10 protein-coding genes are annotated in these 12,986 nt (G+C 50.6%); 1 reads left to right on the top strand and 9 read right to left on the bottom strand.

Annotated features, from left to right (window positions below):
• Window positions 1-24 precede the first annotated feature (24 nt).
• The 3 genes from folP to rlmE all read right to left on the bottom strand — a co-directional run bounded on the left by folP (window position 25) and on the right by rlmE (window position 3,620).
• A complete protein-coding gene (folP, locus tag F463_RS0107765; RefSeq protein ID WP_026295430.1) occupies window positions 25-849 on the bottom strand; it encodes a dihydropteroate synthase in 825 nt (274 codons plus the stop codon).
• A gap of 92 nt (window positions 850-941) precedes the next feature.
• Complete coding sequence (gene ftsH, locus F463_RS0107760) at window positions 942-2,852, bottom strand: ATP-dependent zinc metalloprotease FtsH (protein WP_018986504.1); 1,911 nt, start codon at window positions 2,850-2,852, stop codon at window positions 942-944.
• 147 nt (window positions 2,853-2,999) lie between these two features.
• The gene (gene rlmE / locus F463_RS0107755; RefSeq protein WP_018986503.1) at window positions 3,000-3,620 is read right to left on the bottom strand and encodes a 23S rRNA (uridine(2552)-2'-O)-methyltransferase RlmE; all 621 of its coding nucleotides are present in this window, start codon (window positions 3,618-3,620) and stop codon (window positions 3,000-3,002) included.
• A gap of 56 nt (window positions 3,621-3,676) precedes the next feature.
• Between rlmE and yhbY the strand changes: the two genes are divergently transcribed.
• On the top strand, window positions 3,677-3,985 hold the full coding sequence (gene yhbY, locus F463_RS0107750) for a ribosome assembly RNA-binding protein YhbY (protein WP_018986502.1): 309 nt from the start codon (window positions 3,677-3,679) through the stop codon (window positions 3,983-3,985).
• A 53-nt stretch (window positions 3,986-4,038) separates the two neighbouring features.
• Here yhbY and F463_RS0107745 read toward each other — a convergent pair whose 3' ends face one another.
• The 6 genes from F463_RS0107745 to F463_RS0107715 all read right to left on the bottom strand — a co-directional run bounded on the left by F463_RS0107745 (window position 4,039) and on the right by F463_RS0107715 (window position 12,940).
• A complete protein-coding gene (locus F463_RS0107745) occupies window positions 4,039-4,494 on the bottom strand; it encodes a DUF4149 domain-containing protein (protein WP_018986501.1) in 456 nt (151 codons plus the stop codon).
• Between the two features lie 27 nt (window positions 4,495-4,521).
• Window positions 4,522-5,004, bottom strand: a complete 483-nt coding sequence (gene greA, locus F463_RS0107740; RefSeq protein WP_018986500.1) for a transcription elongation factor GreA — start codon at window positions 5,002-5,004, stop codon at window positions 4,522-4,524.
• A 93-nt stretch (window positions 5,005-5,097) separates the two neighbouring features.
• Window positions 5,098-8,313: a carbamoyl-phosphate synthase large subunit gene (gene carB, locus F463_RS0107730; RefSeq protein ID WP_018986498.1), complete on the bottom strand. Its 3,216-nt coding sequence runs from the start codon at window positions 8,311-8,313 to the stop codon at window positions 5,098-5,100.
• Window positions 8,313-9,452 carry a glutamine-hydrolyzing carbamoyl-phosphate synthase small subunit gene (gene carA / locus F463_RS0107725; protein WP_018986497.1) on the bottom strand — a complete coding sequence of 380 codons (1,140 nt, stop codon included), beginning with the start codon at window positions 9,450-9,452 and terminating at the stop codon, window positions 8,313-8,315. The genes carB and carA overlap by 1 nt, the downstream gene beginning before the upstream one ends.
• 230 nt (window positions 9,453-9,682) lie before the next feature.
• Window positions 9,683-10,489 (bottom strand): 4-hydroxy-tetrahydrodipicolinate reductase, encoded by an 807-nt coding sequence (gene dapB / locus F463_RS0107720; RefSeq protein ID WP_018986496.1) that lies wholly within the window; start codon window positions 10,487-10,489, stop codon window positions 9,683-9,685.
• A gap of 48 nt (window positions 10,490-10,537) precedes the next feature.
• The gene (locus F463_RS0107715; RefSeq protein ID WP_051082061.1) at window positions 10,538-12,940 is read right to left on the bottom strand and encodes a L,D-transpeptidase Cds6 family protein; all 2,403 of its coding nucleotides are present in this window, start codon (window positions 12,938-12,940) and stop codon (window positions 10,538-10,540) included.
• Between the last annotated feature and the right edge of the window lie 46 nt (window positions 12,941-12,986).

The raw sequence follows: 12,986 nt of genomic DNA, 5'->3' as shown, positions 1-12,986 counted from the left end.
GTTGTGCTTGCTTATTTTTATCTGCTATTTCAGCGCGGCAACGACTTTAAGCGCTTCGACTGTCGCCTTGACATCGTGCACTCTCAGCAAATGCGCGCCGTGCATGGCGCTAATCACCGCTGCAGCCACACTGGCATGCAAACGGGCATCGACATCGTTGCCAGTCATTTGTCCCAGAACAGACTTGCGGGATAATCCCACCAATAACGGGCAACCCAACTCCAGCAACTGCGGTAATGCTTTGGCCAGTGCGATATTATGCGCCCTGGTTTTGCCAAAGCCAAAACCGGGATCCAGCATGATGCGCTGAGGGGCAATGCCTGCCGACAAACAAGTATCGCGTTGTACACGTAAAAACTGCTTCACTTCGGCGACCACATCTTCATAGTGCGGGGCAATTTGCATGGTTTGCGGCGTGCCCTGCATATGCATGATGCACACGCCAGCATCGCTATTAGCCACAGCCTCCAGTGCGCCCTCTTCCTGCAAGCCTCGTATGTCATTCACGATGCTGGCACCAGCAGCAATCGCAGCACGCATGACAGCGGGTTTATAGGTATCAATTGAAATCGGGACTGGAATATCTCGCGCTACCAGTGCTTCAATCACTGGGATGACACGTCGCAACTCTTCCTCAAGGGGCACAGGTGTTGCATTTGGCCGAGTAGACTCACCACCAATATCCAACACATCTGCGCCTTGTTCGATCAGTTCCAGCGCATGCGCGAGGGCTGCATCTCGCTGGTCAAACTGGCCACCATCCGAAAAGGAATCTGGCGTGACGTTGACGATACCCATGACTTTGGGTGACTCGACATTGAGATGAAAGCGTCCACAGTGAAACAGCATGTCCATTGAATTCCACAAAACAAAAAGGCTGGCAACTGCCAGCCTTGTTATTTTAACTGAATGCCGGGGGATAAAACACCCGGCACACCATTCTAGACATTACTTTCGGCGCCATCACCTTTCGCCGTCGGTTGTGGCGTAGGGTTGACGATGGTACCAGTGCCGCTACCGCCAGAAGTCATGGTTGGGCCATTTTTCTGTTTAGGCGCACGGACTGGTAAACCAGCCATAATGTCGTTGATCTGGTCAGCGTCAATGGTTTCAAATTCCATCAACGCCTTGGTCATGGCCTCTACCTTATCGCGGTTATCTTCCAGCAATTTACGCGCAATCGCATATTGCTCGTCGAGGATACGGCGGATCTCAGCATCCACTTTTTGCTGTGTCGCCTCAGACACGGTACGGGAAGACATGCTGCCCATCCATGAATCCTGCTCACTACCAGCGTAAACCATCGTACCCAAGGTGTCAGACATACCAAACTTGGTGACCATATCACGTGCCATTTTTGTCGCACGTTCAAAGTCATTCGATGCACCAGTAGACATTTGATTCATGAAAATCTCTTCGGCAATACGACCACCGAACAGAATCGAAATATCTTCCAGCATTTTGTCTTTGTAGTTGCTGATACGGTCGTGCTCAGGCAACTGCCAGGTCAAGCCCAAAGCCCAGCCACGCGGCATAATCGTTACCTTGTGAACCGGATCAGCTTTAGGCAGCAATTTAGCCACCACCGCATGACCAGACTCGTGATAAGCCGTATTCAAGCGCTCTTCCTCACGCATGACCATAGACTTGCGCTCAGGGCCCATGAAGATTTTGTCTTTGGCATCTTCAAAATCCTGCATGTCTACCGTACGTTTGTTACGGCGCGCAGCAAACAGGGCAGCTTCGTTCACCAGGTTCGCCAAGTCAGCACCACTGAAGCCTGGTGTACCACGTGCCAGGATATCGGCTTTAACGTCCGGGTCAATTGGCACTTTGCGCATATGCACATTGAGGATTTGCTCACGGCCTTTGATATCTGGCAAGCCAACCATCACCTGACGGTCAAAACGGCCTGGACGCAATAACGCTTTATCCAGCACATCGGCACGGTTTGTTGCAGCAATCACGATGACGCCTGAGTTTGCTTCGAAGCCATCCATCTCAACCAGCATCTGGTTCAGGGTTTGTTCGCGTTCATCATTACCGCCACCGGTACCGGCACCACGATGACGGCCGACGGCATCGATCTCATCGATAAACACGATACAAGGCGAGTTTTTCTTGGCGGTTTCAAACATGTCACGCACACGTGCAGCACCCACGCCAACAAACATTTCAACAAAGTCTGAACCAGAAATGCTGAAGAATGGTACCTTGGCTTCACCCGCAATCGCACGAGCCAGCAAGGTTTTACCAGTTCCTGGTGGGCCTACCATCAATACGCCACGTGGAATGCGGCCACCCAGTTTCTGGAACTTACTAGGGTCTTTCAGGAATTCGACCAGTTCAGCCACTTCTTCCTTGGCTTCGTCGCACCCCGCCACATCGGCAAAGGTTGTACTATTGTTAGACTCGTCCAATTGACGCGCCTTGCTCTTGCCAAATGAGAATGGCCCACCACCCTTGCCGCCACCTTGCATCTGACGCATGAAGAAAATCCAGACGCCAATCAGCAGGATCATCGGGAACCAGGACACGAAAATGCTCATGAGCATGGATTCATGCTCTTCTGGTTTGGCTTCCACAATCACGTTATTTTTGAGCAGGTCGGAGACCAACCATGGATCTGAAGGCGAGAATGTATCGTAGGTTTTGCCTTCATTGGTTGTCACATGCAGCGAGCGGCCATCAATCTGTACTTTGGCAACGCGGCCATCTTTGACCTCTTGCATAAACTGCGAGTAAACCACCTGACCGCTACTCCTGCCCGTGCCGTTGAATTGATTAAATACCGTCATCAGCAACAAGGCGATAGCTACCCAAATCGCGATATTCTTCAGTAGATTATTCAAAGTGGTTCCTTAACTTTAAAAACAAAAGGCAGGGAGAATCCCTAAGAAAACAATGGAGGCAAAACCAAATATTTCAAGCCTTGATGGCATTGTATACCCAATTTTTTGCTTGTGCGACGAAAACTAAACGTGTAAAAGCCCTGCATTTCAAGGTTTTCGATGCTGCCCCAGCAAATAGACTTCACTGCTGCGGTCACGTGAAGCTTTCGGCTTGCGCGTAACCACTTTTTCAAACTGGCCGCGCATCTGTTTCACAATTTCCTCGAATCCGCTGCCAATGAAAACTTTGACCAGAAAATGGCCGCCCGGTTTCAACCATTGCTGACAAAAATCGAGCGCGAGCTCGGTCAAATATGTTGCACCGGCCTGGTCCACATCCTTTACGCCGCTCATATTCGGTGCCATATCGGCAATGACCAGGTCCACTAGTTTGCCATTGAGTGAGGATTCGAGTTTTTTCAGCACCTCTTCTTCGCGAAAATCACCGCAAATAAAGTCCACCCCAGGGATAGGATGCATGTCCAAGATATCGAGTGCGATGACCCGTCCTTGACCCTTAATACGCTGCACTGCCACTTGTGACCAACTGCCAGGTGTGGAGCCCAGGTCCACTACCGTCATCCCTGGCTTAATCAGTTTATCTTTATCGTCAATCTCCAGTAGTTTATAGGCGGCACGGGCGCGGTAACCATCTTTTTGTGCGCGCTTCACAAACTCGTCATTGAGATGCTCTTGCATCCATGCCTTACTGGTTTTGGAGGGTTTCATAGGGGGAATTCCTGCTTCATGCTAAAATGCGGACTGTTTTCAAGGAATATTTTTGCATGCAATTAAACAGCAAACAAATCGCTTATTTACGTGGCCTGGCACACAATTTAAATCCTGTGGTCATGATAGGCAATAACGGCTTGACCGAAGCCGTGTTAAAAGAAATTGATGTCAGTCTTAATGCCCACGAACTGATTAAAGTACAAGTTGCAGGGGATGACCGCCAACTGCGCAAATCCCTGCTGGAAGAAATCGCCGATAAAGCGAATGCGATTGCGGTACACCATATTGGCAAACAACTGGTATTTTACCGTGCCAGCGAAACCGTTAAAGCTTCTGCCAAGATCGTCATTCCAAAACTGTAAATTCAGCACCAATCAAAAAAAACGCGCATTTAATTGCGCGTTTTTTATTGCCCCTATCTGGATTTCACCACCAGCCAGACTCCCAGTAAACACTCAACCAGGTAAGCAATACTGGCAACGCCATGCCAAGTCCTGAATCGGCTGGCAAATACGCTTTGCATCACGTCATTTGGCAACGCACTGGCTTTTAACTGGGCTAGCAAGGGCTGAATACCAAACTCGCCTATCAGTACCAGTACCCACATAATCAGCACCACCCAGAACAAGCCTTGCTTAAAGGCAGAAAAGCCCTCACTTGCCAGGCGTTGGACCAACAACCATAAACCACTACCCAGACCGATATAGCTGACAATACTAAACAATCGGCCCGCCACTTGTCCGGCGAGCTGGCGGTCAGGAATCGTCTGGAACAACACGCTGGCGGTGATGGCAGTCATCCATAAAGCACCCACCCAGAATGTTAGCAGCAAGGGATTCAACCAACCTGTCAGTCCTGATTGCCTGGCCATGCTTATGCACTCCTAAACAACGTACGCTTAAACGTAAAGTACTTCGATAATTTCGTACTCTTTGATACCACCAGGTGACTGGACTTCCACCACTTCACCTTCTGATTTGCCAATCAGGCCACGTGCAATCGGTGAGCTGACTGAAATTTTACCATTCTTGATATCAGCTTCATCCTCACCAACGATCTGGTAAGTTTTGGCATCCCCTGAATCTAGGTCTTCAAAACGGACAGTGGCGCCAAACACCACGCGACCTTCAGCGTTCAAGGTGGTCGGATCGATGATCTGCAAATTGGACAGCTTTGCTTCGAGCTCAGAGATACGCCCTTCAATAAAACTCTGGCGCTCTTTGGCTGACTCATACTCAGCATTTTCAGACAAATCACCCTGCGCACGCGCCTCTGCAATCGCCTGGATAATGTTGGGTCTATCCACAGCGCGTAAACGTTGTAATTCTTCTTTGAGCAATTCTGCACCTCTCACGGTGACAGGAATCTGATGTACTGCCATGTTGAAATACCTTCAAAAAAATGAGTATAAAAAAAATAAACCACACCCGGATGAGCGTGGCTTATTTCAAATATCAATTAAGCCTAGTGTATGTTAAGCAAGGCGTTTGTGCAAGTCTTGCACAGAGTAGACATCCATGTCCTTACTTTGTGCCATACCGATACACGCCGCACGTGCACCCGCCAATGTCGTGTAGTAAGTCACCTTGTTTTGCAAGGCGCTACGACGGATTTCGTAAGAATCGGTAATGGCTTTCTTGTCTTCTGTCACATTGACAATCAAACTGATCTCATCGTTCTTGATCATATCGACAATATGCGGACGACCTTCGGCAACCTTGTTCACAGGCGTCACATCCAATCCATTCTCAGCTAGCGCACGTGCGGTACCTTTGGTCGCGACCAGCGTAAAGCCAAGCTTTACCAAGTCTTTAGCAATGTCGATCACTTTTTTGTGGTCTTCATTTCGCACACTGATGAAAGCCCTGCCGCCGGTAGGCATTTTGACAGATGCCCCCAATTGCGACTTCACGAATGCTTCTGCAAAAGTGTTACCAACGCCCATCACTTCACCAGTTGATTTCATTTCAGGCCCCAGGATAGTATCCACACCCGGGAACTTGATGAACGGGAACACGGCTTCCTTGACAGAGTAATAAGGCGGAATCACTTCCTTGGTCACGCCTTGTGATTTCAGGGTCTGACCCGCCATACAACGCGCAGCAATCTTGGCCAGTTGCAAACCACAGGCTTTAGAAACGAACGGCACAGTACGCGAGGCACGCGGGTTTACTTCCAGCACATACACTACTTCACCCTGCTCGGTATTCTGCACGGCAAACTGTACGTTCATCAGGCCCTTCACGCCCAGCGCTTTCGCCATTTGCACGGTTTGTCTGCGCAATTCATCTTGTAAACTATCACTCAGACTATAAGGTGGCAATGAACAGGCGGAATCACCGGAGTGCACACCGGCTTGCTCCACGTGCTGCATGATGCCGCCGATCAAGACATCTTCACCGTCGCTCAGAGCATCTACATCCACTTCAATTGCATCATTGAGGAAGCGGTCCAGCAAGACTGGGGATTCGTTGGACACTTTTACCGCCTCACGCATATAGCGCTCAAGCTGACTTTGCTCATGCACGATTTCCATCGCGCGACCCCCCAGCACATAAGAAGGACGCACGACCAATGGATAACCGATCTCGGTCGCCAGGCGGATCGCTTCTTCTGGCGCACGCGCCGTACGGTTTGGTGGCTGCTTGAGGTTCAGGCTGTGCAGCATCTGCTGGAAACGCTCACGGTCTTCAGCCCGGTCAATCGCATCAGGCGTGGTACCAATAATGGGCACGCCCGCTTTTTCGAGGTCACGTGCCAGTTTGAGTGGCGTTTGCCCACCGTACTGCACGATCACACCAACCGGTTTCTCGATATTGACGATTTCCAGTACATCTTCCAAGGTGACTGGCTCAAAGTACAAGCGGTCAGAAGTATCGTAGTCGGTAGACACGGTTTCCGGGTTACAGTTAACCATAATGGTTTCGTAACCATCTTCACGCATTGCAAACGCGGCATGAACACAGCAGTAGTCAAACTCAATGCCCTGACCAATGCGGTTAGGACCACCACCCAGAACCATGATTTTTTTCTTGTCTGAGGGGTTGGATTCGCATTCTTCCTCGTAAGTCGAGTACATATATGCCGTATTGGTGGCGAATTCAGCCGCACAGGTATCCACACGCTTGTAGACCGGACGAACATTCAGCGCCTGACGGAAAGCACGCACTGCATGCTGGTCCGTGTTCAGCAGTTTAGCCAGGCGGCGGTCAGAGAAGCCTTTGCGCTTCAACCTGAACAAGGTTTCTTTATTCAGGTCTGCCAGGGACTTGCTGGACAGGGATAATTCAAGTTTGATGATCTCTTCAATCTGCACCAAGAACCAGCGGTCGATTTTAGTGATATTAAACACCTCATCTACGCTCATGCCCAGGCGGAACGCATCTGCCACGTACCAGATACGTTCAGGACCAGGCTCGCCCATTTCCTTGACGATGCGGTCTTTGTCATCCGTCACCGGATCCAGGCCATCCACGCCGACTTCCAGGCCACGCAAGGCCTTTTGGAAAGATTCCTGGAAGCTACGGCCCATGGCCATCACTTCACCCACAGACTTCATCTGTGTCGTCAGGCGGCTATCGGCCTGGGGGAATTTCTCAAAGGCAAACCGCGGCACTTTGGTGACCACATAGTCAATCGATGGCTCAAATGAAGCTGGGGTCTGACCACCCGTAATTTCGTTACGCAACTCGTCCAGCGTAAAGCCAACCGCCAGTTTGGCCGCCACTTTGGCAATCGGGAAACCGGTTGCCTTGGAAGCCAGCGCAGAGGAGCGCGACACACGCGGGTTCATCTCGATCACAATCATGCGGCCATCGTTCGGGTTGATGGCAAACTGAACGTTGGAACCACCGGTATCGACACCGATCTCGCGCAACACTGCCAAAGAAGCATTACGCATGATCTGGTATTCTTTATCGGTCAGGGTTTGTGCTGGCGCAACGGTAATACTGTCACCGGTATGCACGCCCATAGGGTCGAGGTTTTCAATCGAACAGATGATGATGCAGTTATCCGCTTTGTCACGGACGACTTCCATCTCGTACTCTTTCCAACCCAACAGTGACTCTTCAATCAGTAATTCATTGGTGGGAGAAGCATCCAGGCCGCGTTCGCAAATGGCGATAAACTCTTCGCGGTTATAGGCAATCCCACCACCGCTGCCGCCCATGGTGAACGAAGGGCGAATAATCGCTGGGTAACCAATTGTCGCTTGTACCTGCAAGGCCTCTTCCAAGCTGTGCGCAATGGCTGAACGTGCAGAACCCAGGCCAATTTTGGTCATGGCTTCTTTAAACTTCTGGCGGTCTTCGGCTTTATCAATCGCTTCTTTGGTAGCACCAATGAGCTCAACATTATATTTCTGCAACACGCCATGCTTGTCCAGATCCAACGCACAATTGAGTGCCGTCTGGCCACCCATGGTTGGCAGCAGTGCATCCGGACGTTCTTTTTCAATGATCTTTTCAACGATTTGCCAGGTAATCGGCTCGATATAGGTCGCATCGGCCATTTCCGGGTCAGTCATGATGGTAGCCGGATTGGAGTTGACCAAAATCACACGGTAACCTTCTTCGCGCAGGGCTTTACAGGCTTGCGCACCGGAATAATCGAACTCACAGGCCTGACCAATGACAATTGGACCGGCACCGATAATCAGAATACTTTTAATGTCAGTTCTTTTTGCCATTAGATGGACTTTCTTTCTTGCATTAACTGGATAAAGCGGTCAAACAACACGCTCATTTCTTGCGGACCGGGGCTGGCCTCAGGGTGACCCTGGAAGCTGAATGCCGGTTTGTCAGTACGTGCAATGCCTTGCAAGCTACCGTCAAACAGCGACACATGCGTCACTTTTACATTCGCAGGCAATGTTGCCGGATCAGCTGCAAAACCATGGTTTTGGCTGGTAATGTAAACGCGCTTGCTTTCCACATCTTGAACCGGATGGTTGGCACCATGATGGCCAAACTTCATCTTGAGTGTTTTGGCGCCGCTTGCTAAAGCCAGCAACTGGTGGCCCAGGCAAATCCCAAAGGTTGGAATACCGGTATCCACTAGTGTTTTAATGGCCTTGATCGCGTAATCACATGGCTCCGGGTCCCCGGGGCCATTAGAAAGGAAAATGCCGTCTGGCTTGTAAGCTAAGGCTTGCTCGGCTGTGGCTTGCGCTGGCAATACCGTCACTTTACAGCCGCGTGAAACCAGCATACGCAGAATGTTACGTTTCACGCCATAATCAAACGCCACCACATGGTATTGGGAATCAGCTGTTTTGCTGTAGCCTGAACCCAATTGCCACTCAGCTTCGGTAAACTCGTAAGGCTCAGTACAGCTGACTACCTTGGCCAGGTCCATGCCAGCCAACCCCGGGAAGCCCTTGGCATACACCAGCGCCTGCGCTTCATCTACATGCTCACCGGCCATGATACAGCCTGCTTGCGCACCTTTTTCACGCAGGATGCGTGTCAGTTTACGCGTATCGATATCTGCAATTGCCACCACGTTGTTGGCTTTGAGATAATCGGAGAGATTTTGTTCACTGCGGAAATTGCTTTCCAATAAGGGCAGGTCACGAATGATCAGACCCGCAGCATAGACTTTACCTGACTCCACATCTTCACGATTGGTCCCGTAGTTACCAATGTGCGGATAGGTCAGTGTCACGATTTGTTCGGTATAGGAAGGATCGGTAAGAATCTCCTGATAACCGGTGATGGAGGTATTAAACACCACCTCACCTACCGTATGACCGGAAGCGCCAATGCTAATGCCCTTAAAAACAGTTCCATCTGCTAACACGAGAATCGCTGGAATTGTTTTTGACACCTTTAGCTCCTTAAGTTTGACACGAAACACATCTTTTAGAGGGTTCACCATGGCTGGAAGTGAAATTCAAGCTGCAGTGAATAGATGTGCAAAACGGGAAAAGCTTGTTCGACTCTTCCCGTTTCAGAATTACAGCATTATAGCGTACATTGACAGCCCACTCAAGGGCAACTCAGAAGCATCAGACGATTCCTGCCAGACCTTAGCCAGACGGGATCGCCTACTAAAGATCAGTTCTTTTCAAATCCCAACACATCACGCATATCAAACAATCCCTTGGGTTTATCAGCCAGAAATTTAGCCGCACGTAACGCACCTTGTGCAAATGTGGCACGGCTTGATGCTTTATGCGTTAACTCTACTCGCTCACCCACACCAGCCAGAACCACCGTATGGTCACCGACCACATCCCCACCACGTAAGGTTGCAAAACCAATCGTGCCCGCTTCGCGTTCACCAGTCACGCCTTCGCGCGCATACACAGCACAATCTTTAAGCGCTTTATCAATCCCTTTTGCCGCAGCCTCACCCAACCGTAAAGCCGTGCCTGAAGGCGCATCCACCTTATGGCGGTGATGCATTTCAACCACCTCAATATCATAGCCTTCATTGAGCACCCGTGCGGCTTGCTCAACCAGGTTAATCAAGAGGGTGACCCCTACGCTCATGTTTGGAGCAAATACGATACCGATATTTTTGGACGCAGCCTCAATACTGGCCTTTTCTGCCTCACTAAACCCGGTAGTACCAATCACTAATTTAACGTTGGCTTGCTGGCAGGCTTGTAAATATTGCATACTGGCTTCCGGCCGCGTGAAATCCACCAGCACATCGGCACCGACCAATGCGGCATGGATGTCAGCCGTGATTTTCACGCCACTGACCTTGCCAAACTGCTCGCCTGCATCCCGCCCTATCATGGCGCTTTCAGCACGATCGAGTGCCGCGTGCAACTGCAAGCCGTTATCAGAAAAAACTCCATCCAGTAAGGCATGTCCCATACGACCAGACACGCCAGCAATCACTACTTTCAACATAACTCACTCAATTATTTTTAATACTTAAACCACGACATCAGCAGACCATTAAAATCCGATCGGCTCCAGAGCACCATCCTGATGTTCCGAGCTCTCTTCTGGCGCACTCACTGACTGCTTGCCCATTGGCACTTCTGCCTCACTACCGGTACTTTCACGCACAATCAGCCAGCGATTGCTTGCAGCATCCAGTTTTAACTGTAGACGCTTCACTACTTCATCACGATAGGCCTTAGACGCATATTTCTGCCTAAAGGTGGCCACGGCTGTTTCTCCTTCGCGGCTCACGCTTACATTCGTGACATCCAGGCTGATCTTGCCCTGCTGTGGGGACAAGCGCTTTTTACGTTGCGCTTCCCAGACACCTCTGTTTGGCAATCCCTCCGGCACAAATTCTGGAGAATACGCCGCAAAGTAAGCATTGATGTTTTTACTGCGCCAAGCCTGTGCCCAGGCGTCAATCGCTGATTCAACACTCACTTCCGCTACAGGCGCAGATGATGTCGATTGTGTCGGTGGCACAGCTGACTCGACCACATCCGTATTGGATGACGCTGCAGCGACTGCTGGCAGACGGGTCGTTGGCACACTCGCTACTGGCAAACCGGTTAAAGGGGCAACACGTTCACGTGTGATCAACCAACGTTTCTGCGTTGGCTCGTAACGCATTTCCAGTGTTTTGACCAATTCATCTTTATAAACTTTAGCAGCATATTTTTGCTCAAACTGCACGGCGACAGTGGTACCGTCACGCTGAATCTGCACATTATTTAGTACGAGTGTAATCGCACCCTGGCCTGCAGATAAACGCTGTTTGCGTTGCGACTCCCATGCCTTTCTGGAAGGCAACCCTTCTGGCATGAAGTCAGGGGCATATGCAGCGAGGTAGTTTTTAATGTCCTTGCTGCGCCAAGCTTGTGCCCATGCCGCCACAGCCTGGTTGATTTCAGCATCACCAGCTGGCGCTTCTGGCGTCGCCACAGGGGAGGCGACCGATGCAGGCTCAACAACCTTGGCAGCCGGCTGCTCAGTCTCAGGCTGCGCAGCGACTGGTTTCTCTTCTTCTGCTGCCAGCGCAGCCACTGGCGCTACCTCTCTCACAACAGGCTTGCTGACGGATGGCGGAGGCGGCGGTGGCAATTCAGGTTCTGGCTCTGGTTCTGGCAATTGCTCAGCGACAAATGTCGGTGATGGCTCTGCTGCCGCATCCGATGTGGGTGCCACCCCTTTTTCAGTTACCTGGCGCGCTTGAGCATCAGTCGCAGGTGCATTTGCCTCCGCCATATTGCCTTTAACCATTTCGGCCTCACTAGGAATGACAGGAGCCACATATTCACCTTCGGGAATATATGGAATGACCTCGTCATCTTCAACGGCCGCTGCCGCAGCAGGTGCCTGTGCCGCGGGTGTTTGTACTTCAGTTTTTGATACAGCGGTTTTTGCTTCCACAGGCTTAGGATCAACAGGTTTGGATTTAACTGACTCAGATTCAGCAGTCTTGGTTGCCGCCGCTGCAACAGTGGCTGCGGCAACAACTGGCGCTGTGATATTCTTCACAGCTGGTTCGGCTTTTACGGGCGGTGGCAATACGGGTTCGGGTTCAGCCGCTACAATAGGTTCTGCCATCGGTTCCTGCTGAAAAACGGGTGGTGGCTCAACCGTATCTGCAATTTGGGCAGCCATTTCCTTTTCATTCACTGGATGTGCCTTAGCCTCAGTAACCTGGTTTTCACTGACATCCAGATTACCCTTGGCCATCTCTTCTGGAGTGGGTGCAGCCTGATACTCCCCCTCCGGAATGTAGGGAACCACTTCTTCTTCAGCCAATGTCGCTGCAGCAGCTGAATTATTTGTTGCAGTGGCCGAGGGCAATACCTCTTGCTCGGCCTTGACAGGCTCTGACGTGGTTTTCTGAGATTCGGCTGCCTCATCCTTAGCGAGTGCAGCGCCTTTGCTTTCATTCGTCGCTGCAGTGGCTACAGTTGATTCAGCTGCTTTATCACTCGCCGCAGCTTCTTCAGACTCCCAAAACTTCAGCTTGTCCGTCCAACTCTGATCTTTTGCTTCTCCAACCTTCTTCTGAGGTGTTTCTGCGATTGTTTTTATCTCAGGATTTTCAGCAGATGGAATCACATCGCCGCGTACTGACACCAGGCTATCCTTGTCGAAATCAAGAATCACGCGGCGCTTTTCAACCACTTTTCCTTCCTTGCGCAGCTCGTAAAAATAATCCCAACGGTTGTCACGGAAACTATCGACTACTAGCGGTGTCCCCATGATATAGCGCACTTGGGAACGAGTCATGCCCGGTCGCAGCTGAAGCAACATCTTGGAAGTCACAACATTGCCTTGCTGAACTTCCATCTTGAAAGGCTTGACTGAAGGAAGCTTGGCACCGCACCCACTCTCCAGAGATGCGACAACCAACACAAATAAGATAGAATTACGCATTGGATTCACTTTATAATCGGTATATTCAGAAAACTTTGAGTAATAT

It is taken from the genome of Methylophilus methylotrophus DSM 46235 = ATCC 53528 (genome assembly GCF_000378225.1).
GTDB lineage: Bacteria > Pseudomonadota > Gammaproteobacteria > Burkholderiales > Methylophilaceae > Methylophilus > Methylophilus methylotrophus.
Note: the sequence above shows the minus strand (reverse complement) of the source record. Positions and strands in the feature narration are given on the sequence as shown.